At 66.1% G+C, this 24,214-nt stretch carries 20 protein-coding genes; 4 read left to right on the forward strand and 16 right to left on the reverse strand.

Annotation, left to right across the window (positions count from 1 at the left end):
* Positions 1 to 2: 2 nt before the first annotated feature.
* Positions 3 to 1,751 (reverse strand): tetratricopeptide repeat-containing sulfotransferase family protein, encoded by a 1,749-nt coding sequence (locus tag ACXAED_RS16120; protein ID WP_475051369.1) that lies wholly within the window; start codon positions 1,749 to 1,751, stop codon positions 3 to 5.
* Between the two features lie 90 nt (positions 1,752 to 1,841).
* Here ACXAED_RS16120 and ACXAED_RS16125 point away from each other — a divergent pair, with 90 nt between their 5' ends.
* Entirely contained in the window at positions 1,842 to 2,531 is a 690-nt protein-coding gene (locus tag ACXAED_RS16125; RefSeq protein WP_475051371.1) for an SOS response-associated peptidase, read from the forward strand.
* A gap of 4 nt (positions 2,532 to 2,535) precedes the next feature.
* On the opposite strand, the gene ACXAED_RS16130 is transcribed toward ACXAED_RS16125, so the two are convergent.
* Positions 2,536 to 3,027, reverse strand: coding sequence for a MarR family winged helix-turn-helix transcriptional regulator (locus ACXAED_RS16130; protein ID WP_475051372.1), 492 nt, complete (start codon positions 3,025 to 3,027; stop codon positions 2,536 to 2,538).
* 163 nt (positions 3,028 to 3,190) lie between these two features.
* Between ACXAED_RS16130 and mnmH the strand changes: the two genes are divergently transcribed.
* Entirely contained in the window at positions 3,191 to 4,243 is a 1,053-nt protein-coding gene (mnmH, locus tag ACXAED_RS16135; protein ID WP_475051373.1) for a tRNA 2-selenouridine(34) synthase MnmH, read from the forward strand.
* Positions 4,244 to 4,414: 171 nt separating this feature from the next.
* Here mnmH and selD read toward each other — a convergent pair whose 3' ends face one another.
* From selD to ACXAED_RS16170, 7 genes are read right to left on the reverse strand one after another with little or no spacing between them, the layout of a single operon-like run.
* Positions 4,415 to 6,577 (reverse strand): selenide, water dikinase SelD, encoded by a 2,163-nt coding sequence (selD, locus tag ACXAED_RS16140; protein ID WP_475051374.1) that lies wholly within the window; start codon positions 6,575 to 6,577, stop codon positions 4,415 to 4,417.
* Positions 6,578 to 6,625: 48 nt separating this feature from the next.
* Positions 6,626 to 7,024, reverse strand: coding sequence for a Na+/H+ antiporter subunit G (locus ACXAED_RS16145; protein WP_475051375.1), 399 nt, complete (start codon positions 7,022 to 7,024; stop codon positions 6,626 to 6,628).
* Positions 7,025 to 7,033: 9 nt separating this feature from the next.
* Positions 7,034 to 7,303 carry a K+/H+ antiporter subunit F gene (locus tag ACXAED_RS16150; protein WP_421056042.1) on the reverse strand — a complete coding sequence of 90 codons (270 nt, stop codon included), beginning with the start codon at positions 7,301 to 7,303 and terminating at the stop codon, positions 7,034 to 7,036.
* A complete protein-coding gene (locus ACXAED_RS16155; RefSeq protein ID WP_475051376.1) occupies positions 7,300 to 7,797 on the reverse strand; it encodes a Na+/H+ antiporter subunit E in 498 nt (165 codons plus the stop codon). Before ACXAED_RS16155 ends, ACXAED_RS16150 begins: the two co-directional genes overlap by 4 nt.
* Positions 7,794 to 9,332, reverse strand: coding sequence for a monovalent cation/H+ antiporter subunit D (locus ACXAED_RS16160; RefSeq protein ID WP_475053128.1), 1,539 nt, complete (start codon positions 9,330 to 9,332; stop codon positions 7,794 to 7,796). Before ACXAED_RS16160 ends, ACXAED_RS16155 begins: the two co-directional genes overlap by 4 nt.
* On the reverse strand, positions 9,332 to 9,685 hold the full coding sequence (locus tag ACXAED_RS16165; RefSeq protein WP_475051377.1) for a Na+/H+ antiporter subunit C: 354 nt from the start codon (positions 9,683 to 9,685) through the stop codon (positions 9,332 to 9,334). Before ACXAED_RS16165 ends, ACXAED_RS16160 begins: the two co-directional genes overlap by 1 nt.
* Positions 9,686 to 9,687: 2 nt before the next feature.
* A complete protein-coding gene (locus ACXAED_RS16170; protein WP_475051379.1) occupies positions 9,688 to 12,549 on the reverse strand; it encodes a monovalent cation/H+ antiporter subunit A in 2,862 nt (953 codons plus the stop codon).
* Between the two features lie 281 nt (positions 12,550 to 12,830).
* Between ACXAED_RS16170 and ACXAED_RS16175 the strand changes: the two genes are divergently transcribed.
* Positions 12,831 to 13,304, forward strand: coding sequence for a rhodanese-like domain-containing protein (locus ACXAED_RS16175; protein WP_475051380.1), 474 nt, complete (start codon positions 12,831 to 12,833; stop codon positions 13,302 to 13,304).
* Positions 13,301 to 14,140, forward strand: a complete 840-nt coding sequence (locus tag ACXAED_RS16180) for a CE1 family esterase (RefSeq protein WP_475053129.1) — start codon at positions 13,301 to 13,303, stop codon at positions 14,138 to 14,140. Before ACXAED_RS16175 ends, ACXAED_RS16180 begins: the two co-directional genes overlap by 4 nt.
* A 270-nt stretch (positions 14,141 to 14,410) precedes the next feature.
* On the opposite strand, the gene mdoH is transcribed toward ACXAED_RS16180, so the two are convergent.
* The 7 genes from mdoH to ACXAED_RS16215 all read right to left on the reverse strand — a co-directional run bounded on the left by mdoH (position 14,411) and on the right by ACXAED_RS16215 (position 24,132).
* Positions 14,411 to 16,297, reverse strand: coding sequence for a glucans biosynthesis glucosyltransferase MdoH (gene mdoH / locus ACXAED_RS16185; protein ID WP_475053131.1), 1,887 nt, complete (start codon positions 16,295 to 16,297; stop codon positions 14,411 to 14,413).
* Between the two features lie 2 nt (positions 16,298 to 16,299).
* On the reverse strand, positions 16,300 to 17,808 hold the full coding sequence (locus ACXAED_RS16190; RefSeq protein WP_475051381.1) for an OpgD/OpgG family glucan biosynthesis protein: 1,509 nt from the start codon (positions 17,806 to 17,808) through the stop codon (positions 16,300 to 16,302).
* Positions 17,805 to 19,067: an OpgC family protein gene (locus ACXAED_RS16195; protein WP_475051383.1), complete on the reverse strand. Its 1,263-nt coding sequence runs from the start codon at positions 19,065 to 19,067 to the stop codon at positions 17,805 to 17,807. The genes ACXAED_RS16190 and ACXAED_RS16195 overlap by 4 nt, the downstream gene beginning before the upstream one ends.
* A gap of 24 nt (positions 19,068 to 19,091) precedes the next feature.
* Entirely contained in the window at positions 19,092 to 20,453 is a 1,362-nt protein-coding gene (locus ACXAED_RS16200; protein ID WP_475051384.1) for a tetratricopeptide repeat protein, read from the reverse strand.
* 261 nt (positions 20,454 to 20,714) lie between these two features.
* A complete protein-coding gene (locus ACXAED_RS16205) occupies positions 20,715 to 21,914 on the reverse strand; it encodes a CaiB/BaiF CoA transferase family protein (protein WP_475051386.1) in 1,200 nt (399 codons plus the stop codon).
* Positions 21,901 to 23,514 (reverse strand): thiamine pyrophosphate-binding protein, encoded by a 1,614-nt coding sequence (locus ACXAED_RS16210; protein ID WP_475051387.1) that lies wholly within the window; start codon positions 23,512 to 23,514, stop codon positions 21,901 to 21,903. Before ACXAED_RS16210 ends, ACXAED_RS16205 begins: the two co-directional genes overlap by 14 nt.
* 147 nt (positions 23,515 to 23,661) lie before the next feature.
* Positions 23,662 to 24,132: a DUF302 domain-containing protein gene (locus ACXAED_RS16215; RefSeq protein ID WP_475051388.1), complete on the reverse strand. Its 471-nt coding sequence runs from the start codon at positions 24,130 to 24,132 to the stop codon at positions 23,662 to 23,664.
* Between the last annotated feature and the right edge of the window lie 82 nt (positions 24,133 to 24,214).

A 24,214-nucleotide genomic window follows, 5' to 3' on the forward strand; every position in this document is an offset into this window, starting at 1 on the left:
TTTTATCCTTTGATTTCCGGCCAGATTTCCGGGTCCAGCCCGTCGATGAACGGCGCCAGAACGTCCGCGTATTTCTCCCACTTGCCGATCGAGCGGGTGTGCGCCGTCTGCCGGACCTGGGTGTTTGAGAGCGTCAGCACCTGGCCCTCGTGCCGTTCCGGGTGGGCCATGTCTTCGACCCAGTCCAGTCCGCAGAAGTCTGCCAGCTTGCGGCTTTCGCCCTCGATATCCGCAACCAGATCTTCATAACGCAGGTCATAGATCCGCCCCGGCATCACCTGCCGCCAGTGCTGCATCAGCTGGCCGTAGAGGTTGAAGCGGTGCGCCATCGCCTTGAGGTCGTAGGCATAGGTGAGCGAGCTGCCGGAGAAATAGCCGCGCCAGATCGACAGCGCCACATCGCGCGGGTCGCGGCAAAGATGAACAAAGCGTGCATCCGGGCAGGCGGTCAGCAGATGGCCCAGGAGGCGGTAATTGTCGGGCATCTTGTCGACATAGGCCGTGGTGCCTTCGGGCATCTCCGGCAGGCGGCTGATGTCCTCCGCTGCGAAATTGCGGGCGGCCTCGGGCGTGAACTCCTGGTCCTTGTCGATATAGGGATGCAGCAGGAAGGCCGGCACGCCGCGTTCGCCCAGCGGGAACACATCGGGATGCAGGCCGATCACGGTTTCGGTGAGAGTGGTGCCAGAGCGCGGCATCCCCACCACATAGATCGGGCGCGGGCCTTCGGGTGCGGTGTCTGCCGGGGTGATCTGGCCTGGGAAGGCGGCCATGATGCGGCTGAACTGGCGTTCGCTTTCCTCGTAGTCATAGGGGGTCTGCGCCGCCATACAGGCGTTGGCCTCGTCATTGTGGGCTGCAAAGGCCTCCTTGTCGCCGGCCTGATCGGCAATCCGGGCCAGAGCAAAGGCGGCGTTGGCGCGGTCGAGCGAGCGGGCCGGTGCCGCCTTGAGCGCTTTCTGTGCGATGGGCAGCAGTTCCGCGTTCTGCTCGCGGCTGTTGATCCGGGCCAGCATCTCCAGCACCTGGGTGTCCTTGGGGTCCAGCTCCAGCAGCGCTAGGCAGTGGCCGCGGGCTGCGGCGGAGTCACCGTTGGAGATCAGCTGGCTGGCCAGGCGCCTGCGCGCCTCAATGTTTTGCGGCGCCGCGGCGACGGCCTTTTGTGCGGCCTCGGTGGCCTCATCCTGCCGCATCAGGCGGGCGAGCAGCAGGCTGGCGTTCTGCAGCGCGTCAGCGTCGTTGGGGTTCACCTTCAGCGCCGCCTGGTAATCCGCCAGCGCCGCCTTTTCATCGCCCAGCGTGTTCCAGGCAGTGGCGCGCAGCCGCAGCATCCGCGGCTGGCGCGGGTCGCGGGCCAGCGCGGCGGTGGCGGTCTCAATCGCGGCCTCGGGGGCGTTCATAACCAGATGCGCCTGCGCCTGCAGATACAGTGCCGCCTGATCTCCGGGCTGGTCCTTGAGCACCCGGTCCAGCAGCTTCATCGCCGGTTCGCCCTGCTGCAGGAACAGCAGCGTCTGCGCCAGGTTCTTGCGGGCGTCGTGAAAGCCGGGGGCCAGCGCCAGTGCTTTTTTGAAATACGGGACGGCATCGCGGTGCTTGCCGAGGCCGGACAGGGAGATGCCGGCGATATTGGGAAAGTCCGGGTGGCTCTTGTGCCGCTTCATGCCGCCCTTGGATTGTTTCAGCGCCTGCTTGAATTTGCCCTGATTGAGAAAGCCCAAGGCGGACTGGAGATCATTCTGAAAAGTCATGAGGCCTATCTATCATCCTGTCAGGGCGGCTGAAAACCGGCGGCCAAGGGAAGCTTTGCATCTGCGCCCCGGCCCGGGTTAGAAATCAGCATGTGCGGACGATTTGCCACAACCCTGCCTGCGGATGCAATGGCACAGCTGTTTGCGGCGCAGCCCGCGAATGATCTGCCCAAGGTGCCCGATTACAACGTCTGCCCGACCAACCCGGTGCATGCGGTACAGGCGGGGGAGGCCGGGCGGCAGCTGGTGGCGATGCGCTGGGGCTTCCTGCCGCATTGGTACAAGACAGAAACCGCCGGGCCGCTGCTGATCAACGCGCGGGCAGAGACGATTGCGGAGAAGCCCGCCTTTGCCAAATCCTGCCGCGAGCGGCGCTGCCTGATCCCGGCCAGCGGGTTTTATGAGTGGACCAAGTCGGAGGAGGGCGCCCGGCTGCCCTGGTACATATTCCGCAGCGACGGCGCGCCGCTGGCGTTCGCCGCCGTGTGGCGCAGCTGGGGGGCGGAGGATCCCGTCAAGACCTGCGCCATTGTCACCACCGCGGCCAATCAGGGGCTGTCGGCGATCCACCACCGGATGCCGCTGATCCTGGAGCCTGAGGACTGGGGCAAATGGCTGGGCGAGGAGGGGCATGGCGCCGCGGCGCTGATGCAGCCGGGGGCGGAAGGCGTGCTGGAGTATCACCGGGTCGATCCGGCGGTGAACTCCAACCGCGCCGAAGGGCCGGAGCTGATCGAGCCGTTTGAAGAGGGCGACACCCCGCGCGGGCACCTGATCTGAGCGTTTATTCTGCCGCCTGGCTGCCGGGCAGGTCGCGCTGCGGCGCCCGGCTCAGCTCGTTTGCAGCCAGCGTCGCCTTGCGCAGCAGCGCCACGAAGGTTTCCCGCTCCGCCTCGGTGAGGCCGGTGAAGATTGCGGGCTGGGCGGCCTGAACCACCGGCAAAAGCCGCTCCAGCAGCGCCTCGCCGTCGCGGGTCAGGCTGACCTCGCGGGCGCGGCGGTCCGCGGCAGAGATCCGGCGCGCCACCAGTCCCTTGTCCACCAGCCGGTCCACCACCTTGCCCAGGGTGGCGCGGTCATAGGCGATCAGCCCCGCAACCGAGGCCTGGTCGATGCCGGGATGGCGGCGGATGGCGGCCATGGCGGAAAACTGCACCGGGGTCAGGTCGGTGCCTTCTTCGGCCATCCGCTCCATGAACTGGGCGACGGAGATCTGGTGCAGCCGCCGGATCAGATGACCGGGCAGCGCGTGTATGTCCAAAGGGTCGGTGTCCATGGGTCCTGGTCCTTGCCGGTGCGGCGCCGCGGGGCCTTCTGCCCGGGCTGGTCTGTTCGCTCCGTTTGCCTTACTGCCCCGTGCGCAGTGCGCGCAAGTATTATTGCCGCGGAGCGGGCATTTGCGGCTTTTCCTTGCGCATGGGGCGCGGTAGGCATGGGCCATGGCGCTGACATTCACCTCCCTGCAAGAGTTCTATGGCCACGGGTTCGATACCGTGATTGACGTGCGCAGCCCGGCGGAATACGCCGAGGACCACGTGCCCGGTGCGATCAGCCTGCCGGTTCTGGACAACGAGGAACGCGCTGAGGTCGGCACCATCTATGTGCAAGAGAGCCCCTTCAAGGCGCGCAAGCTGGGCGCGGCGCTGGTGTTCCGCAATGCCGCGAACCACATCGAGCAGAGCCTGAGCCACCATGAGGGCGGCTGGAAGCCGCTGGTCTATTGCTGGCGCGGCGGCCAGAGGTCGGGGTCGTTCACCTGGATGCTGCAGCAGATCGGCTGGCGTGCCGAGGTGGTGCAGGGCGGTTATCAGACCTACCGCCGGCTGGTGCACAAGGCGATGTACGAGACCGCGCTGCCGCACCGGCTGGTGGCGCTGGACGGCTATACCGGATCGGCCAAGACCGAGGTGCTGAAACGTGCAGGAGAGCTGGGCGTGCAGGTGCTGGACCTGGAGGGGCTGGCCAATCACCGCGGTTCCCTGCTGGGGGATATGCCGACGCCGCAGCCCTCGCAAAAGGGTTTTGAATCCGCGGTTGCCGGGGCGCTGATGCGGCTGGACCCGGCCCGGCCGGTGCTGGTCGAGGCGGAGTCCAACAAGATCGGCCAGCGGATCATTCCGCCTGCGGTCTGGGACGCCATGAAGCAGGCGCCCCGCATCGAACTGCAAGTGCCGGTGGCGGCGCGCTGCCGGTATCTGGTGCAGGCCTATGACGACATCCTGTCGGACGCGGACAGGCTGCGCGAGAAGCTGGGCCCCTTGCGCGCGCACCGCTCCGGGGCGGTGGTGGACGGCTGGATTGCGCGGATTGCCGAGGGCGACAAGGCGGGGCTGACCGGGGCGCTGATGACAGAGCATTACGATCCCGCCTACCGCAAGTCCCGGGCCGCGATCGGGGCGGAGGTGGCCGCCACGGTGGAGGCCGCTGACCTGGACGAGCCGGGCCTGAATGCGGCGGCGGCCCGAATTGCAGAGATCATGGCAGGATTATAAGCGGCAACAGGGCACTCCCGCCCGTCGCCGGGGCATCTGCTATGCCCCGCTCCCGTTGGGCGTGGCGCTGCGCTGACGCGCAGCGCGCCTCCGGCGGGAGTATTTTTGCAAAGGAGAAGACCAGGAACAGCGCTTCTATCCGGCCCGGAGTTTTCCTTGGACCGGCAGCCGTTAGCTGCTGAACGTGATTGCCCCCGGGTTTGACGTCACTTTGCCGATATTGGCTGCGGGGCAGCCAGCAGCGCGCAGCTGCTCCAGCAGGTTTTCCGCCCGGTCTGCGGCAACAGCCGCCAGCAGCCCGCCTGCGGTTTGCGGGTCGAACAGCAGGTCTTGCCAGCCGGCGGTTTTCAGCTCCGGCAGCGCGGCCTGGTTGGCGGGCAGCAGCGAGGAGCGGATGCCGCGCTCGGCCAGTTCGGCGGCGCCCTGCATCAGGGGCACCTGACCAGTGAAGACCTCGGCGCCTGCGCGGGACGCCTCGCAGATGCCGAGCAGGTGCCCGAGCAGTCCAAAGCCGGTGACATCGGTCATTGCATGGGCGTCTTGCAGGATGCGGGCGGCTTCGCCTTGCGGCTGGCTCATCTGCTCCAGCGCCGCGGCCACCCAGTCTCCTTTGGCCTCGCCCGCCATCTCGGCGGCCATCAGCACGCCGGAGCCGATCGGCTTGGTCAGGATCAGCGCGTCGCCGGGCTTGGCGCCTGCAAGGGTGATTACGGGGCGGGGGCAGAGGCCGGTAACAGTGAAGCCCACGGTCAGCTCATCACCCAGCGAAGTGTGGCCGCCGATGATGGCGGCGCCAGCGTCCTGCATGACCTCAGTTGCGGCCGCCATGATTTCCAGCAGGGTGCGGCTCTGCAGCTCCGGCGACATCCGCGGCAGGATCAGGTTGGCGGTGGCCGCCTGCGGTTCGGCTCCCATCGCCCAGATGTCCCCCAGCGCGTGAACGGCAGCGATCCGGGCCATCATCACCGGATCGTTCGTGAAGCTGCGCAGGTGGTCGGTGCTGATGACCTGTTTGACGCCGCCGGTGGTCAGCAGGGCGGCATCGTCGCCGGGCAGGGGTGTGATGTCATCACGGCCATGGCTGTTCAGCCCGGCCAGCGTGCCCAGCAGCGCGCCGCGGCCGACCTTGGCGCCGCAGCCGCCGCAGAGGGGCTTGTCCCCCAGCGCCTCCTCCATGCCTTGCGTGTGTTCAGCCGGCAGGTCCGGCGGGTCCATCGCAGGCAGGTCGCGGAACTTTTCCATGAAGGCCTGGTCGATCCTGTCCTTCCAGCTCCACATCATCGGCCCCGCCAGTGTGGTGCCGAAACGCTCCCCCAGCGCTTCCCTGGAGCCCATGGAGATCAGTTTCAGGTAATCCTTCTGCGGGCGGTACTTGCGCAAGGGATCTCCGGTCAGGAAGCCGCGCAGGTTGTGGCAGAGCACCGGGGCCTGGCGCACCGCATAGACGCCGGCCTTGGGGCGCGGGGCGAAGTCCATATGGGCGCAGTCGCCCGCGGCAAAGACATTGGCGGCGGAGGTTTGCAGGGTTTCACCCACCCGGATGAACCCGTCCTGAAGGTCAAGCCCGCTGTCTGCGAGCCAGCCGTAGGGACGGGCGCCCGCGGCGCCGGTGGTGAAATCCGACAGGACCTCGCGCCCGTCCTGCAGGACGATATAGCCGTCCTCGATCCGCTCGACCGGCGCGTTCTCCTTCAGCCGGACGCCTTGTTCCACGAGGGCGCGCAGGAGCTTGCGGCGGGCGGTGTCCCCGATGGCGCGCAAGGCCTGGTCGCTGTCGATCAGCGTCGCCTGGGCCAGGCGGCCGCGGGATTTCAGGGCATAGGCCATGGCCAGGATCAGCTCCGCACCGGCAACCCCGCCGCCGATCACCGCGGCATGGGCGGGGCCGCTGCCCTCGCGGAAGGCGGCCCACTGCGCGGCGAAGCGTCCCAGCGGCTTGGCTGGGATGCCGTGCTCGGGAAAGCCCGGCAGGTCCGGCATGGCGGAGGTGATGCCGACGTCGATCGAGGCCACGTCATAGGCAATTGGCGGGCGGCCCGCCACATGCACCAGCTGGGCTGCGGTGTCGATATGCTCTGCCGCGCCCAGCACCACGCGGGCGCCTGCAAAACGCGCAAGGCGCACCAGGTCGATGTCCAGCTCCTCGCGCGCGTAATGGCCTGCAACAAAACCGGGCAGCATGCCGGAATAAGGTGCGGAGGGACCCGGGTTGATGACCGTCAGCCGGGCGCCGGGCAGGGGCCGCATGCCCCATTTGCGCAGCACCAGCGCGTGGGTGTGGCCGCCGCCGATCAGTACCAGATCGCGGGTGAGCGGCAATCGCGAAGGTTCCATATGCTGTCCTGCCTCTGCGGCGGGCCGGCCCCGGCGGGGCGGCTGCGCTTATTGCGCGGCGTCCGGGCGGCCTGCGGTTCTCTGTTCCTCGTCCTCCGGCGTGTCATGTGTGGCCCAATGGTCATCCTCGCCCGCCGGGGGCATGGTTTCGCGGGTTTCTTGCCGGTGGATGTGCACCTTGGCAATGAAATTCGCGGTGATTGGCGCGGTCAGGAACAGGAACATGGTGATCATCAGCTCATGCACCGAGACATATTCCTCGAACACCGCCGCATGCAGCAGCGAGGCCAGCAGCACCCCGCCGACCCCCAGGGTGGTGGCCTTGGTCGGCGCGTGCAGGCGCGACATCGGATCGTCGAGCTTGATCAGCCCGAAGGAGCCGACGATTCCGAAGATCCCGGCAATCACCAGGAAGGCGGCGACAAGGAATTCAAACAGGCTTGCCATCTTTCCCCCTCACTCGATGATGTTGCCGCGCAGGATGAAGCGCGCGTAGGCCACGGTGGAGACAAAGCCGAGCATGGCGATGATCATCGCCGCCTCAAAGAACATCTCGGTCCCCAGCGCCATGCCGTAAAGCACCATCAGCGCGATGGCGTTGATGAACATGGTATCGAGCGCCAGGATGCGGTCGGCGATATCCGGGGCGGTGACGACCTTCCACAGGTTCATCAGCATCGCCAGGGCGAAACAGGCAAAGGCGAAATAGGCAGCGTTTTCGATCATTCGAAGATCTCCATCAGCCGGCGCTCATAGCGCTGTTTGATCTCGTCGCGCACCGCGTCCGGGTTGGGCGCGTCCAGGCAGTGGACCAGCAGCGCGTGGCCCTCGTCCGAAACATCCGCCGACAGGGTGCCGGGGGTCATGGTGATGGTGCCGGCCAGGGCGGTGATCGCCTCGGGCGTTTTCAGGTCCAGCGGGATGGTGATCCAGTTGGGGCGGCGGTCGGCGTTGGGTTTGAACAGCACGATCCGGGCCACGATGATATTGGCCTGAATGATGTCCATCAGCACGACCAGGACGTATTCCGCGATCTTCAGCGGTTTGCTGAGCCGCGGCCGGTTGGGCCAGTAGGGCTGGGTGAAAAACGGGATCAGCACCCCCAGCATAAAGCCGAAGAGCAGCGAGTTCAGCGACCATCCGTTGACAAGCAGCAGCCAGGTGAGGGTCAGCAGCAGTGTGAGCAATGGGTGCGGCAGCAGCCGCCGGAACAGTTTCATTTCTCCTCCTCCCCCAGCACGGTACCGATATAGGCTTCAGGCGCAAAGAGCTGCGCTGCGGTGGCCTCTGCATAGCGGGTGGCGGGGCCGGCAAAGACGGTGAGCGCCACAAGCCCTGCCAGAAGCCCGAAGCACGCGACAAACGGCAGCGGTGCCGGTCTGGAAGCCAGATCTTCCACAGGGGGCTCCTCACTGGTGCCAGTGTTCTCCTGCGGCAGGCCGTGGCCCTTCCAGAACAGCAGCGAGCCTGCGCGCGCCATGCCGATGATGGTGATCAGCGACCCGATCAGGATCACCGCCCAGATCCAGGTGGCAAGCTCCGAGCCGCGGGTGGCATCCAGCACCAGCAGCTTGCCCAGGAAGCCCGACAGCGGCGGCATCCCCGCCAGCGCGATAGCGGCGGCAAAGAACAGCGCCGAGATCAGCCCGGTCTGCGGCATCGGCAGCTGCGGCAGGATCCAGCCGCCCTGCCGCTCCATCACCAGGTCGGCAACCAGGAACAGCAGCGCCGCGGCCAGGGTGGAATGCACCAGGTAGTAAAGCGCGGCGGCGGTGGCGGTCTGGGTGAACAGCGACACCGCAATCAGAAGCGTGCCCATTGAGGCGATAGCGCCAAAGGCAGCCAGGCGGCCGATCTTGTTGGAGCCGAGCACCCCGACCGCGCCTGCAATCAGCGTCAGCAGCGCGGCGGGCAGCAGCCAGCTTTCGGTCAGCCCGGAGGTGGCCTCGACCTCAGGGCCGAAGACCAGCGTGTACATGCGCAGGATCGAATAGGCGCCGACCTTGGTCATGATGGCAAAGAGCGCCGCCACCGGCATCGGCGCGTTGGCATAAGCCGAGGGCAGCCAGAAATGCAGCGGCAGCAGCGCGGCCTTGATGGCAAAAACCAGCAGCAGCATCACCGCGCCGGCCCGCAGGAGGGCGGTGTCTTCGGCCGGGATCTGTGCGACCTTAACCGCAAGGTCGGCCATGTTCAGCGTGCCGGTCACCGAGTAAAGCGTGCCGAGCGCGAACAGGAACAGGGTGGAGCCCAGGAGGTTGAACACCACATACTGCACGCCCGCCTGGAACCGGCGGGTGCCGCCGGAGTGGATCATGAGGCCATAGGAGGCGATCAGCAGCACCTCGAAGAAGACGAACAGGTTGAAGGCGTCGCCGGTCAGGAAAGCGCCCATGATGCCCATCAGCTGGAACTGGAACAGCGCGTGGAAGTTGCTGCCGCGGGTGTCCCAGCCTGAACCAATGGTATAAAGCAGCACCGGCAGCGCCAAAAGCGAGGTCAGCACGATCATCATGCCCGACAGCCGGTCCAGCACCAGCACAATGCCAAAGGGCGCGGGCCAGTCGCCCAGCTCATAGACCTTGACGGTGCCGTCCGCAGCCTGTGCGGCCAGCGCCAAGGTCACGCCGGCCAGCAGCACCGCGCTGGCGACCGAGAAGATCCGCTGCAGGTCCAGGTGGTGGCGCAGCACCATGATGATGAAAGGCGCAACCAGGGCAGGCAGCACCACCGGCGCGATCAGAAGATGCTCCATCATGCGTCCTCCCCTGCGCCTTCGGGCTCTGCGGGCAGGGCGGTGCGGTCATCGCGCGACGACAGGAAGGCCCCCAGCGCGATCATCACCACCACCGCTGTCATGCCAAAGGAGATCACGATGGCAGTCAGCACCAGCGCCTGCGGCAGCGGATCGGTATAGACCACCTCCTCGTATTTGTTGAGAATCGGCGGTGCGGCGGTCATCAGCCGCCCGGAGGCAAACAGGAAGACGTTCACCGCATAGGTGATCAGCGACAGGCCCAGGATCACCGGGAAGCTGCGGCGGCGCAGGATCAGGTAGATGCCGGCCGCAGTCAGGATGCCCACGGCCGAGGCGACGAGAAGTTCCATGCTTATCCCTCCGTCCCGGTCTTGGCCGCGTCCTCGCGGGCCGGGTTGATATCCATCGCGTGTTCAGAGCTGATGCCCGGCTGCCAGGCAAAGCGCGACAGGCTTTCCAGTGCCAGCAGCACCGCGCCCACAACCGCCAGGAAGACGCCGAGGTCGAAGAGCGCGGCAGTGGCCCACTCGAACTCCTCCAGCGGAGCCCAGTGGATATAGCCGAAGGCGCTGGTAAGGAACGGCATCCCGTTGAACCAGGCGCCCATGCCGGTGGAGGCGGCAATCAGCACGCCGGAGCCGATAATGGCGTGATAGGGATAGCGCTGCCGCTCGGTCGCCCAGGCAAAGCCCGAGGCCATGTACTGCATGATGATCGCGATCGCCGCGACCAGGCCGGCAATAAAGCCGCCGCCCGGCAGGTTGTGGCCGCGGAAAAAGATATAGGCCGCCACCATCAGCGCCAGCGGCATCATCACCCGGGTCGCCACCACCATCATCAGCGGGTGGCTGTCGCCCGCCTGCGGCAGGTCCGGCTCGCGGTTCAACAGGTAGGCACGCACGCGGGAGCCCAGCACCGCCTCGGTCAGGGCAAAGATCACCATGGCGGCGATCCCCAGCACGATGATCTCGCCAAAGGTGTCATAGCCGCGGAAGTCGACCAGGATCACGTTCACCACATTGGTGCCGCCGCCGCCCTTGTAGGAATTGGCGAGGTGAAAATCCGAGATTGTCGGGAAGGCAAAATCGCGCATCAAGAGCGCATAGATCAGCCCGCCTGCGCCCAGGCCCGCGACCACCGAAATGGCGCCATCGCGCACACGGGTTAGCACCGGGGTTTCGACCGGGGTTTCCTTGGGCATGAAGTTCAGCGCCAGCAGCATCAGGATGATGGTCACCACCTCGACCGAGATCTGGGTCAGCGCCAGGTCCGGCGCCGAGAGGTAGTTGAACGACATCGACACCACCAGGCCGATCACGCCGATCAGCACCAGCGACAGCAGGCGGTTGCGGTGCTTCACCACGATGAACAGCGTTGCAACAACCATGGCGAACCAGCCGGTCACCGGCAGCAGGCCGGGTTCCTGCAAGCTGCGCGTCGGCGCGCCCAGGGTGCCGCCCCGATAGGCCAGGTAGGCAATCACCACGGTAAAGGTAACCATCACCGCGGAGTAACGGGTCAGGGCACCGTTGTGCAGCCCGCCGGTAACTGCCTGGCTGAGGCGGGTAAAGGCGCCGATAAGGCCCTCAAAGATCACCTTGGCCTCGGGCCGCGGGGCCGCGTCCCAGGCGCGGGCCAGCGGTTTATGCAGCGCCAGCAGGACCGCACCGCCGATCACCGCAAAGATCGACATATACAGCGCCGGGGTCAGCCCGTGCCAGAGTTTGAGCGAGTAATAGGGCAGCTTCTCGCCGCCGATCACCGCGCTGGCGGCGGTGGCGACCATCGGGCCTGCGATCTTGGCCGAGGCAAAGCCGATCAGCACCACCAGCAGCACCAGGAAGGCGGGGCCGATCCACATGCCGGTGTTGGGGTCATGCGGGTGGCCGGGGTAATCCTCGCGCTTGGGGCCAAGGAAGACATGGGCGATGAAGCGGAAGGAATAGGCCGCCGAGAACACCGCGGCTGCCGTGACCAGTGCGGGCACGATCAGGTGCGAGCCGTTCCAGATGGTGTGGGAGGCTTCCTCCAGCATCATCTCCTTGGACAGGAAACCGTTCAGAGGCGGAACTCCCGCCATCGACAGCGCTGCCACCGTGCCGATGGTGAAGGTGACAGGCATCAGGTGGCGCAATCCGCCAAGGCGCTTGATGTCGCGGGTGCCGGCCTCATGGTCGACAATGCCCGCGGTCATGAACAGCGCCGCCTTGAAAGTGGCGTGGTTGATGATGTGAAAGACCGCGGCGACCGCGGCGAACTTGGTGCCAAAGCCCAGCAGCATGGTGATCAGGCCCAGGTGGCTGACGGTGGAAAACGCCAAGAGCGCCTTGAGGTCATCCTTGAACAGCGCGATCACAGCACCGATCAGCATCGTGACAAGGCCGGTGGTGGCAACGATGTAGAACCATTCCGGCGTGCCTGCCAGAACCGGCCACAGCCGCGCCATCAGGAACAGCCCGGCCTTCACCATGGTGGCGGAGTGCAGGTAGGCCGACACCGGCGTCGGCGCGGCCATCGCGTGCGGCAGCCAGAAGTGAAAGGGGAACTGCGCCGATTTGGTGAAGGCGCCCAGAAGGATCAGGATCAGCGCGGGCAGATACAGCGGCGAGGCCTGGATCGCCTCCTTGTTCTGCAGGATCACGCTGAGGTCATAGGAGCCTGCGATATGGCCCAGGATCAGCATCCCCGCAATCATCGCCAGCCCGCCGGAGCCTGTGACGGCCAGCGCCATCCGCGCGCCTTGGCGGCCTTCGGGCAGATGCTTCCAATATCCGATCAGCAGGAAGGAGCTGAGCGAGGTAAGCTCCCAGAACACCAGCAAAAGCAGGATGTTGTCGGACAGAACGATACCGACCATGGCGCCCTGAAACAGCAAGAGATAGCTGTAGAACTGGCCCATCGGATCTTCGCGCGAGAGGTAGAACCGGGCGTAGAGGATGATCAGCAGGCCGATCCCGAGGATCATTGCCGCAAACAGGAAGCCCAGCCCGTCGAGGAAGAAATGGGCGTTGAGGCCAAGGGCGGGCAGCCAATTCACTGCGGCAAATACCGTCTCGCCGCGGAAGATGGCCGGGATATGCAGCATCAGACCCGTAAAGGCGAGGAATGTGGTCAGCCCGGCGGCTGAAGCTGCGGCATTGCGTCCGGCGCGGATCAAAAGCGCTGGGAAGACGGCTCCGAGAAAGGGCAGGGCCGCAATCAGGAAAAGGGACACGTGCAGGTCTCCTGTCGGGTTGGCGCGTCGTTATTTTTTGGTCCAGTGCTAAGCAATTTTTCAGCCCAGAACCACCCCCGCCGCCCCTGATACGGTAAGAATGCCGCAGCCCCGGGACGGAATTGATACTATTGTTGCGCCTATATTTGGGGGATGCGCGCGCAATAACAAGAACTTGACTGTCCGAAACCCTCCATTTCTGGTGATTGGAAAGCTTCAAGCTGCTAGATCTGGGGGCAGGACCACGGTCCAGTGGCGGCAAGCGGAGATGCGGAGGCCGAATGCCCGGAGCACAGGCGGATACTGCAACCCTGACGCGGCGGCTGATGCTGCTGGGCGGCGCGGCGGCCGCAGGCGGCTTTGGCTACTGGTGGCACCGCAGGCAGCCGCCCGCGCATGACCAGCCGCGGCTGAGCGCGGCAGAGGCCTTTGCCGCGGCCCGGGACGGCGGCATCATCCTGGTGGACATCCGCACGCCGCAGGAATGGCGCGCGTCGGGGGTGCCCGTGGGCAGCCACCAGATCGACATGCGGCGCGAGGATTTCATTGCCGCCTTGCAGGCGGTGGCCGGGCCGGACCGCGCGGCGCCGGTGGCGCTGATCTGCGCCCGGGGCGTGCGCTCGGCGCGGATGACGCTGGCGCTGGCGGAGGCGGGCTTCACCAATGTGATCGACGTCCCCGAAGGCATGCTGGGTTCTGCCGCGGGTCCCGGGTGGATTGCAGGCAACCTGCCGGTGGCCCGGTGGCAGGGGTGATCAGGGGGCTGGCCAAGGGCGCCACGGCTGCGGCGCTGTTTGCGGCATGGACCAGCGGGGCGGCCGCGGGCTGCGGCGCGGAGCCGGAACCCTGCGCGGTGGAAGACGGCCGCTATCACATCGTGCTGCCGGAGGCGTCCGCTGCGCCGCTGCCGGTGGTGATGATCCTGCACGGCTACGGCGGCAGCGGTGCGCAAGTGCTGAAGAACGCGGCGCTTGTGCAGGGGCTTACGGCACGCGGCTACGCAGTGATTGCACCGGAGGGCCGCAAACGCGGCGGCACCGGGCCGCAGAACTGGGGCTTCGGCCCTTTTGATGAAGGCCGGGATGAAGGCGCGTTCTTTGCCTCGGTGCTGGCAGATGCCTCGGGCCGGTTTGGCACATCCCGGGCGCAGACCGTCCTGGCCGGGTTCTCCGCAGGTGCCTTCATGGTCCATTACCTGGCCTGCCGCAACTCCGGGGCCTTTGCCGCCTATGCGCCGCTGTCGGGTGGCTTCTGGCGACCGCAGCCGGAGCGCTGCGAGGGGCCGGTGCGGCTGTTACAGGTGCATGGCTGGCGCGACGAGGTGGTGCCGCTGGAAGGCCGTGTGCTGGGCGGCGGGCGCTGGGAGCAGGGCGATGTCTTTGCCGGGCTGGAACTGTGGCGGCAGGCCAATGGCTGCACCTCTCATGCGCCGGACAGAGCATGGAGCGAAGACGGCCTGCTGCGCCGCCGCTGGGACTGCGGGCCGGGGGCGGATATCGAAATGGTGCTGTTTGACGGTGGCCATACGGTGCCAAAGGGCTGGGCGGGCTGGATGGCGGATTGGTTCGAGAGTGAACCGGCTGTGCGCTGAATATCCCGTAGCGCCCGGTCCGGGCCGCGGTCTCCCGCCCCTTTGCCCGTAAATCAGAGATTTCCGTCAAAGCGTTGGGCCCGGCAGCGCGCCCTTGCGGGCGCGCTGCTGTGGTTCTGTGATGGCGGCGGACTGCCCTCGGACAGGCGGTTGCGGTTTTACGCAACAGCGCCGCGCGTCAGCGCGGCGCCGGGCCCAAGGCTGCCAAGGATGTCCCGGCGCAGCCGGGGTATCCTGCGGGCGCGGGAGACTTTCCCCTGCGGTCCGGGCTTACTCTGCCGGGGTGCCGCGGACGGGGCTGCCGTCCAGCAGCGCCTTCAGCTCGGCGCGGGCGGCACGGGCGGCGCGGGTGATCTGGGGTTCGGTGAACTCCTCCCGCGTGGCCATCCAGTGGCGGATGCGGTTCACTGTCTTGACACCCGACAGTGCCGACAGCGGCACCGCCAGCACCAGCGACAGCGCAATCGGGGCCAGCCACAGCGACACGGTGCCAGTCAGAATCCCGGCCCAGAGCGCAACGCCGCTGACAGTTTCCAGCGCGTGGCAGGTGAGCAGCGTGCGCAAGGAGTAGCTGCCGCCGTCGCGGGCCTGGGGCGCCCAGCCGCGCTGCAGGCCGAGCGCGGTGCGGAACACCGCGATCATCTGCTGCACCATCAGGATCGGCGCATAAAGGATCGCGAGAACCACCTCGGACAGGAAGGACAGCGCGAAATGCACCGGGCCGCCGTATTCGGAAAACCGGCTGCCGGTCAGCGGCAGAGCCGCAGCCGCCAGGATCTTGGGGGCCAGCAGCATCGCGTAGATCAGGATGATCACCAGCACGTGCTTGGGCTCCGACATATCCGGCCAGTTGGGGCGGAACGGGTTGGCCTCGCTGAAATAGCTGATGACGGACGCCTCTTCGCTGCGGCCGATGATGGCCCAGAGGACCAGCAGCGCAAACCACACCGGCGCCATCAGGTAGCCGATCGCGCCCGCAAACAGGTGGAAGCGGGAGATCGCGCGGAAGCCCTTGGCGTGCAGCAGGTTCAGGTGCTGCAGGTTGCCTTGGCACCAGCGGCGGTCGCGCAGGATGTGGTCGATCAGTGTGGCCGGAGTTTCCTCATACGATCCGCGGATGCGGGGCAGGAAGCGCACCGACCAGCCGGCCCGGCGCAGCAGGCCGGCCTCGACAAAATCATGGCTCATGATCAGCTTTTCACCGCCGCCGAAGCGCGAGCGCAGGAGCGGCAGGCCGGCACAGGCGGCAAAGGCGCGGGTGCGGATGATGGCGTTGTGGCCCCAGTAGTTGCCCTCATGCCCGGCCCAGCGGGCCAGGCCCTCGGCCAGCGCGAGGCCATAGACGCCATTTGCGAACTGCTGCATGCGGCCAAAGACCGACTGTGCGCCAATAAGCTGCGGATAGCTTTGGATCAGGCCGGCGCTTGGATCGCGGGCCAGCGCATCGGCAAGGCGGGCAATGGCGCGGCCGGTCATCAGGCTGTCGGCGTCCAGCACCAGCATCGCCTCATAGCCTGCGCCCCAGCGGCGCACCCAGTCGGAGATATTGCCGACCTTGCGGCCTTCGTTGTCGGCGCGGCGGCGGTAGTAGAGCTCAGCGCCTTCGGGCAGCATGGTGCGCAGCGCCTCGACGCTGGCGCGCTCCTGTTCGGCAATCGCGTCGTCGCGGGTGTCGGACAGGATGAACATCGCGTATTCATGCTGGCCGCCGCGGCCGTGCAGCTCTTGCAGCATGGTCTGGGCGTTGCCCAGCACATACCAGGGCACTTCGTTGTAGACCGGCATCAGCAGCGCCACCTTCATCGGGCGCGCGGGGCCGCGCGCCACGGTCTTTTCCCGGCGCGACAGGCCGTAAAGGCCCAGCAGCACGGTGGAGACGGTGAAGGCGATCCAGAAGAAGTTGAAGGCGATCAATGCGAGCAGAACGGCTTCCAGCACGGAAAAGCCATCATCGGCGAACCAGCCCTGCATCACCCAGGTGAGCACACCCGTGGCGGCCATCGCCGGCGAAAACGCCAGCAGGCGCCACAGCGCCACCTGGCGGGGCGCAGCGTCGCCGGGGGCGGCGGCGTCCCTGAAGTCCTTGCTGAAATCCTGCTCCGGCATCGCCAGCGGCTGTTCCGGGGGCATAAGATCACATGTGGTCATGCGGTCCATGTTCATGCGGTCCACCTGTAAAGCCAGACCTCGGAAGCGGGGCTGCCGTCTTTCCTGAGCTGGGCGCGAAGTTCAACGTGATCCTGATCGCCAGGATCGAAGTAGAAGGCGAGACGCAGGCCGCCGGTTTCCGGGTTGCGCTGCAGCACGCCTTCGCTGGTCGCCACATGGGGAGAGTGAATGTGCACGTCAAGGGCTTCGGGCCCGTCCTCGAACAGGGGATGGGCATCGAAGTCGATGGTGACGATCCGGCCCGGCCCGCCAAAGATCCGGGCACCCTCGGCGGTGTCGATCACCCGCGGCATCGGCAGCACCGGCTCCTCGCCCCAGGTGAGGCGGTAGCTGAGGCTGATCTCCGATCCGGCGGCATAGGGCTCGCGCGGGCGCCAGTAGGCAACAGTGTTGTCGTAGATTTCCTTGTCGGCGGGGATTTCCACCAGGGTGACGGCACCCTTGCCCCAGTCCTCCTTGGGTTCCACCCACAGGCAGGGACGGTTGTGGTAAAACGCTTCGAGGTCGTTGAAATCCGACAGCTTGCGCGAGCGCTGCATCAGGCCGAAGCCGCGCGGGTTGTCATCGACGAAGGACGAGACCTGCAGCCGCGTGGGGTTGGCCAGCGGCCGCCATAGGGTTTCGCCGTTGCCGTTGACCACCAGCAGGCCGTCGCTGTCATGGACCGCCGGGCGGAAGTCGTCAAAGCGGTTGCGGTTGGTGGCGTCGAACAGGAACATCGAGGTGAGCGGCGCAAGGCCCGCGTGGTTCAGGTCCTCGCGGGCGAACAGGGTCGCCTCCACCTCCATCACCGTGCTGCTGCCGGGGGTGATGGTGAACCGGTAGGCGCCGGTGACGGAGGGCGAGTCCATCAGCGCGTGCACCACCATGTGGCGCTGGCCGGGGGCAGGGGCCTCCAGCCAGAATTCGATAAACTCGGGGAACTCTTCGCCTTCGGGATCTGCGGTCTTGAGCGCCAGGCCGCGGGCCGACAGCCCGTAGGCGTTGCCGATGCCGATGGCGCGGAAATAGCTGGCCCCCTGGAAGACGCAGAACTCGGTCTTCTGGGTGGGATCATCAAGAACAGTGCGCAGGCGCAGGCCGGAATATCCGAGGTGGCCTTCGGTTGTCAGCTCTGGTGCCTTGTCGGTCTTGTCAAACAGCGACAGGTCAAAGGCCACGGGCTGCGCCAGCCCGCCGGTCACGGTGTTGATCTGAACCGCACGCGGGAAATAGAGCCCGGGCAGGAAGAAATCGACGTTGTAGCTGCGGTCTGTCTTGGACCACAACGCATCCTTGCTGCGGAACCAGCGCGCCTTGTAGTCGTCATAAGACTGGTCCAGCCAGTCCTGCGGCACGGCCGGGCGTTCGGCATAGTCTTGTGCGGCCAGCGCGCGCGCCTTGGCCACCACCGCGTCGCGGCTGAAGGGCTCGGCGTCGCTGGCCAGCCCGGGCAGCGCGGACAGGGCGGTGCTGCCAAGCGCGGCAGCCAGAAAGGTACGGCGGGAAAAAGAGCTCATTTCTTGGCTCTCCAGGGTTGTGACTTGAACCAGGCGGCGCCGTAAGCGCAGCCAATGATTAGGAAAAATCCAATGATATTGGCGAATGCCGTGGTCATAACCGCACGGTCGGTCTGGTCAAGCGCAAAGCCGATGAAGCGGGCCAGCGCCATCGAAAACACAAACACCGCAAGCGATTGCTGGCCGACTTTGGTAACGACCTGCAACAATACGGCCCAAATTCTTGCAGCCAGTGACTGGCCGGTGGCAATCAGCCGTTTTCCTCCCTCACCGGCAGCGGCCCAGCCCAGATAGGCGAGCGACAGGAAGTGGGTATAGCGCAGCAGGCCGAAGTCTGTTTTTTCGCGCCATTCGCTGCTGGGCTTCCAGGTTTCACGGATGGCATCGGCCAGATCCATGTTCCAGTACTCGACCCAGCCCAGCACCTTGCCGGAGCCGAAGGGCGCGGAGAAGATGACGAAACCGGCGGCCAGCACAACCAGCACCTTGGAAACCGGCGGCTTGGGCAGCCAGCCCTTCATGAAGGCAAAGCCGGTGAAGAACAGCAGCTGCCAGCCGAAGGGGTTGAAGAACCACTCGCGGTCTGACCACGGCTCTGCCGGCAGCGAGACACCGTTGGGGCCGAGGCCGAGAATGTAGGGGTTGGCGGTCAGCCAGATCAGCACGGACGCCATCGCCACGGCCCACACCCCGGCCTTCTCCAGCCCCATCATCAGCGGCATCAGCAGCAGCACCACCAGATACATCGGCAGGATGTCGAAGTAGTTGGGGACATAGGTCAGGGTGAAGATGCCGGTGAGCTGCTGCACGGTGTTGTTGAAGAACCAGTGCAGGTTCAAGGAGCCGATATAGCTCTTGTCGAAGCTGCCATAGAGGTCCAGTGCCGCCATTGATGCGGCAAGGAAGAAGAACAGCCCGATATGGGCCCAGTAGACCTGCCAGCAGCGGTAGGCGACGCGGGCAGTGCCCAGCCACCAGCCTTGGCGGTCAAAAGAGCTGCCGAAGGCGATGGCAGAAGCCATGCCGGAGCAGAAGACAAAAATCTCGGTTGCATCGGAAAACCCGAACCGCGCTGGGATCCATCCCGCCCAGCGGTTGCCCGGGATATGGGCTGCCAGGATGATGAACATGGCGATGCCGCGGTAGAAGTCGAGCCGCGGGTCGCGCACGCGCGTCTGGACCGCCTGCGGCGGGGGCACTGCGCGGTTGGCGGCGGCTGGGTCTTTTTGAGGCCCGGGAAAGGGCGCAACGCTGGACATCTGTGGTTTTGGTCCTTGAGGGTCTTATTCGGCAGGTACGCTTTTGGCCCCGGACGGATCTCGGGCCTCGGCAATCAGGGTGCGGCGGGCAAGCGCATAGTTGTCCTCTGCGCCGCCCCGCTTGGCGCGGCGGTCATCAAGGATTGCTTCGACTTCGTCAAGCTGGCCTGAGCGGATTCCCGCGTCTATGGTTATGCGTTCAAAAACATCGCGTTGCGCGTGGCTGCCGCCGGCCAGCTGCAGGGTGGCGCGGGCTGTGGATAAGTGGTTGAAAGCGGCCTTGTAATTACCGTCTCCGAAGGCTTCCAGCCCGTCCGCGGCGGCGCAGCCGGGGTCCGCCATGCGCGCCCGCGCCTCGGTGCCGCCGCGTTCCGCATCGGCGTAAATCCGCTGCACCAGCCGGTGAGCGTCTTCCTTGCGGTGCCCGGTCAGGGCCAGCAGATAGTGCAGATCGGCAAAAATCAGGCTGCCGTCCTCGGTCCGGGCGGCACAGAGATTCGCCAGCTCCTCCCAGCGGCTGCCCACGTCCACCCCCTCCAGCTCCAGCCGCGACAGCAGCGAGGTCGCGTTGGAGATGTCGCGGTAGTCGTCCGTCCGGTCCTTGCGCACCTCGGTGTCATAAAGCGCGATGGCCTCATCCATCTGGCCCAGGTCCAGATGCATCAGCGCCTTGTGCCACCAGACGTGATAGCGGAAGTTGTTGCAATGCGCCCAGGCTTCCTCGCGGCCGTGCAGCCAGTCGAGCCCGGCTTCGGCGTTGCCGGTCATGTCGTGCACATGCGCCACCGCATGCAGGCCCCAGGCATCATCCGGCGCCATCCACAGCGCCTGCCGGCCGGCATTGGCGGCGCGCTCATAATCGCCGGTTTCCTCCAGCGCAAAGGAATGGCAGCCCAGCAGGTAACCGCGGCCCGCATGGTCCGGCGCGTAGGCCGGCAGCACCCGCTCGATCGAGGCGCGCATCCCTGCGGGATCGCCCATGATAAAGCGGATGCCGTGGCTGAGCTTCATCGCCAGGGTGTCCTGCGGGCAGACGTCCAGCACCTCTTCCATCCGCTGGATCGCCAGGGTGGGGCGGCCGGCCAGCCAGTTTTCCAGCGCATCCACGTATTTGCGCTCACGCGGCAGGGCGCCCTCGTAACAGGCCTTGGCATCGCGCAGCGCTTCGCGCGCAGCCGGCACCAGCTCAGAGCGCCCCAGCATCAGCAGCGACAGCCCCTTGATCGCATGGCCCAGGGCAAACTCAGGCGCGGCCTTCAGCACCGCGCCCAGGTGATCCGCGGTCACGGCTGCGTGGGACAGAACTCCCAGCTGCACGGCGTTCCAATCCTGCTGTGCGGCTGCATCGGTCAGGCTGCTGTCTTGGCCGAAGATATCATGCGTCATGAGAGTCCAATCATTGTTCTGAATTGAGCGCAGTGTCTGTGTCCTGCTGAACAGTAGGCCATAGGATTGGCCCGGGCGAACCCTGCTCGCGGTTTGGTGATAGCCTGTGTGCGCCTGGCCGGAAATTTCACCGGATGTGTAGGTTTTCCGGGCAAATTTCTGCAAGAGGCGCGGTTAGCAGCCGGCAATTACCGCGCTGTTTTGGCGGTGATTTGCCGGAAACTGTAACACTTGGCAGAAAGCCGCCGCGGTTCTGCCTGCTCAAGACCCGTCAAAGGGCGAGTCGGACCCCAGCAGCTCCTCCGTGCCTTCGCCGCAGCGGGGCGGCGCGTGCCGGTATGTCACCGGCGTGCGGGAGAAATTCAGCGGGTTGCCCAACAGCTTGACCGGACCGGCCGCGGTGTCCATGCCTATGGCCATATTGCGGGCTTCGACCTGGCCGGTGGCGAACAGGGTCTCCAGGTTTTGCACCGGACCGGCAGGCACCTTGCGGGCCTCCATGGCGGCCAGAACCTCATCCGTGGTGAACCGCTGCACGGACGGGATCAGGATCGCATTCAGCGCATCGCGGTGCTGCAAACGGGCCGGGTTGGTGGCAAACCGCGCATCCTCGGCCAGGCCCTCAAGCTTGAGGAACTCCATGAAACGGCGGAACTGGCTGTCGTTGCCCACTGCCAGGATCACGTGCCCGTCAGAGGTTTCATACACTCCATAGGGCATGATGCTGGGATGCTCATTGCCGCGGCGCTTGGGGATCTGGCCGGTGTTCAGATAGGCGACGCCCTCGTTGATCAGCCAGGCGATCTGGGCATCGACCAGCGCCAGGTCGATCTGCTGGCCTTCGCCGGTCTTTTCCCGGTGGTGGAGGGCGGACAGGATGCCGATGCAGGCGTACATGCCGCACATCACATCAGCGATGCCGACGCCTGCCTTCATCGGCTGGCCGTCCGGCTCTCCGGTCAGGGACATGATGCCGCCAAAGCCTTGGGCCATGATGTCATAGCCGGGCTTGTGGCTGTTGGGGCCGGTCTGGCCGTATCCCGAAATGGAGCAGTAGATCAGGCCGGGCAGATCATCCTTGAGGCTGGCGTAATCCAGCCCGTATTTGGCCAGCCCGCCGGGTTTGAAGTTCTCGATCAGGATATCGGCCTCGGCCGCCAGACGCCGGATGGCCTGCTGGCCTTCTTCCGTTGCAATATCAATGGCTACCGAGCGTTTGTTGCGGTTGGCGGCCATGAAATAGGCCGAGAGGTCGGATTGGTTTCCGTCCGCATCGGTCACATAGGGAGGCCCCCACTGGCGGGTGTCATCCCCGCCGGTCTTGGGGTTTTCAACCTTGATCACTGTGGCGCCGAGATCGCCCAAGAGCTGGGTGCAGGTGGGCCCAGCCAGGATGCGGGAGAGGTCGAGAACCTTGACCCCGTTCAGGGCGCCGTGGGGGAGCATGTCAGATGCGGCCATCGTAGCCTCCGCGTTCGATCACTGCCGAAATCACTGTGAACTTGTCTGCTGTCAGCGCGTCCTGCAAGGCGGCGCGCAGTTCGGCACGGCTGGTCACCGTCACCCCATTGCCGCCAAAGGCCCGGCCCATCGCGGCAAAGTCGTGTTCCGCAAAATCCACCCCGCCGTTGGCAAGCTGCCGCTGCCGCTGCTTGAGCTCGATCAGCGCAAGGCTGGCATCCGCAAAGACCACGAAGATCGGCGCCACGCCCAGCTCTGCCGCGGTGGAGAGTTCGCCCGCGACCATCAGAAACCCGGCGTCGCCCGAGAAGCTGACAACCGGGCGCTCCGGCTGCGCCAGCTTGCGCCCGATCGCCATCGGCACTGCGCAGCCCATGGTGCACAACGCTGAGGACTGGATCAGGCCGCGCGGCTCGGAGCATTCCCACATCTGGCTCAGCAGAATGCGGTGGGCGCCGCTGTCGGCGGTTGCAAGGGTATCCGGGGGCAGCACGGCACGGCATTCGGCGATGACACCGGCAGGCCCCCAGTCGTCGTCTTGCGGGAAAGCCTCTGCCAGCGCCGCCTTTACAGCGGCCGGGCGGCCGCAGGTCCAGGCCTCGCGAGGTTCGGTTCCATCGGACAGCGCCTCCAGCGTGGGGGCAATGGCGGACAGGAAGTTCAGGCCCGCCTGATGCATGTAGTGGGTGTTGGCCACGGGGGCGATGTCGATGACGTTCTGGGTCTCCGCGTCCCAGACATTGCGCCAGCCGGGGCGCATCTCGATCGGGTCGTACCCGATGCAGAGCACCAGATCGGCTTCCCGCACCAGCGGCAGCAGGTGCTTGTCCGCCAGCGGAGACAGGCCCGCGCCGCCAAGGCACAGCGGGTGATCCTCGGGGAGGATGCCCTTGGCCTTGTAGCTGGTGACGAAGGGGATCTGGTGTTGTTCGAGGAAGGTGCGGAGGGCAGTACCGGCGTTCTCCTGCAGCGCATCCAGCCCGATCACCGCCACCGGGCGCTCCGCCGCCGCCAGCCAGGAACGCGCCTGCGCCAGCGCCTCACCGCTTGGCGCGGTTGCACTTGCAGGCGCGCGGCGGATGCCGCGGTCCCTGGCCGGCGCGTCTGCGGTGGAGATCGGCACGTCGATATGCACCGGCCCGTTGCGCGGCGCGGTTGCGATGGCGACCGCCTTGTCTACGATCAGGTCCGCGGCGTCTGCGTCCAGCCGGAAGGTGGCCTTGGTGATCGGGGCATAGACCGCGCGGTGGTCGAGGACCTGATGGGTGTAGCTCTGCTCCTCCGCTGCGTCGACGCAGCCCGTCAGCACCAGCATTGGTACCCGGTCCTGATGGGCGTTGGCGACCACGTTGATGCCGTTCAGCGCGCCGGGCCCGAGGGTGGCGACCAGGATGACCGGCGCGCCGTCCGCATGGTGAACGCCTTCGCCGATGAAACCTGCACAGTTTTCATGCTTGGCCAGGTGAAAGGCGATGCCCGCCTTGGTCAGCGCATCAACCAGCGTCAGCACCTCGCCGCCGGGCATCCCGAAAGCATGGCGGCAGCCCGCCTCGTAAAGCCGCCGGGCCAGAACGTCGGTTGCGCGCAAGGGATCTGTCATCTTGTCCGTCCAATCCGTTGAATTACCGCCAGATTGCCGAGGCTGCGCCCGCGCGCAAGCCCGCTCACGCCAGTGTGAGAAATGCTGCGGCGGAAACCGGCGCATTCCTTGCGCTGCCGGCCGCATCGCGGAAACAGCCCGGAGCGGTTATTTCAGCGCCCGTCCGGCGATCAGCGCAAAGCGGCGGTCGAGCTGGCCTGCGAGGGCCGCCAGCCCCGCGCCGCCTTCGTCCGCGTAAGGCGCAAAGACGTAGGTGGGCAGCTTGTAGGACAGGGTGGCGCTGCCGTCCGCCTCCTCGGTCACATACATCCGCACCGGCGCCTCGATCATCGCGGCGGTGGAGAGGGCGAGGATCTTCACCGCGAAGTCATTGTTGAACAGGCCAATGACACGGTTGCCGGGGATGGTGATGCCGCGGGCCGCTGCCGCCTGGGTGGGGCCCGCCTGGGTGACCACCCCCAGCCCTTCGGCCTTGGCGGCGGCTTTGACGTCTTCAATCAGCTGCGCATAGGGTTTTGCGGTTTCATGCACCGCCCAGCCATCGCGCGGTGCGATGCTTCCGGCAGCCGCGGCAGAGGCAGCAAGGATCAGGACGGCTGTCAGGCGCTTGGCATACATGGCAGGTCTCCACGGTGTTTCTCCCGCTATTAAAGCACGCCGGCGGCCTTGCTGCTCACAATCGCGTGCATCAGGCGGCAGG

It is taken from the genome of Leisingera sp. ABM4_103 (genome assembly GCF_056158685.1).

Coding starts and splice junctions, on each gene's coding strand:
- mdoH (WP_475053131.1), bottom strand. CDS start 16,297: ATGGACCGCATGACCACATGTGATCTTATGCCCCCGGAACAGCCGCTG.
- selD (WP_475051374.1), bottom strand. CDS start 6,577: ATGGAACCTTCGCGATTGCCGCTCACCCGCGATCTGGTACTGATCGGC.
- ACXAED_RS16205 (WP_475051386.1), bottom strand. CDS start 21,914: ATGGCCGCATCTGACATGCTCCCCCACGGCGCCCTGAACGGGGTCAAG.
- ACXAED_RS16150 (WP_421056042.1), bottom strand. CDS start 7,303: ATGATCGAAAACGCTGCCTATTTCGCCTTTGCCTGTTTCGCCCTGGCG.
- ACXAED_RS16195 (WP_475051383.1), bottom strand. CDS start 19,067: ATGTCCAGCGTTGCGCCCTTTCCCGGGCCTCAAAAAGACCCAGCCGCC.
- ACXAED_RS16130 (WP_475051372.1), bottom strand. CDS start 3,027: ATGGACACCGACCCTTTGGACATACACGCGCTGCCCGGTCATCTGATC.
- ACXAED_RS16160 (WP_475053128.1), bottom strand. CDS start 9,332: ATGGAGCATCTTCTGATCGCGCCGGTGGTGCTGCCTGCCCTGGTTGCG.
- ACXAED_RS16190 (WP_475051381.1), bottom strand. CDS start 17,808: ATGAGCTCTTTTTCCCGCCGTACCTTTCTGGCTGCCGCGCTTGGCAGC.
- mnmH (WP_475051373.1), top strand. CDS start 3,191: ATGGCGCTGACATTCACCTCCCTGCAAGAGTTCTATGGCCACGGGTTC.
- ACXAED_RS16145 (WP_475051375.1), bottom strand. CDS start 7,024: ATGGCAAGCCTGTTTGAATTCCTTGTCGCCGCCTTCCTGGTGATTGCC.
- ACXAED_RS16120 (WP_475051369.1), bottom strand. CDS start 1,751: ATGACTTTTCAGAATGATCTCCAGTCCGCCTTGGGCTTTCTCAATCAG.
- ACXAED_RS16155 (WP_475051376.1), bottom strand. CDS start 7,797: ATGAAACTGTTCCGGCGGCTGCTGCCGCACCCATTGCTCACACTGCTG.
- ACXAED_RS16125 (WP_475051371.1), top strand. CDS start 1,842: ATGTGCGGACGATTTGCCACAACCCTGCCTGCGGATGCAATGGCACAG.
- ACXAED_RS16200 (WP_475051384.1), bottom strand. CDS start 20,453: ATGACGCATGATATCTTCGGCCAAGACAGCAGCCTGACCGATGCAGCC.
- ACXAED_RS16175 (WP_475051380.1), top strand. CDS start 12,831: ATGCCCGGAGCACAGGCGGATACTGCAACCCTGACGCGGCGGCTGATG.
- ACXAED_RS16215 (WP_475051388.1), bottom strand. CDS start 24,132: ATGTATGCCAAGCGCCTGACAGCCGTCCTGATCCTTGCTGCCTCTGCC.
- ACXAED_RS16210 (WP_475051387.1), bottom strand. CDS start 23,514: ATGACAGATCCCTTGCGCGCAACCGACGTTCTGGCCCGGCGGCTTTAC.
- ACXAED_RS16165 (WP_475051377.1), bottom strand. CDS start 9,685: ATGGAACTTCTCGTCGCCTCGGCCGTGGGCATCCTGACTGCGGCCGGC.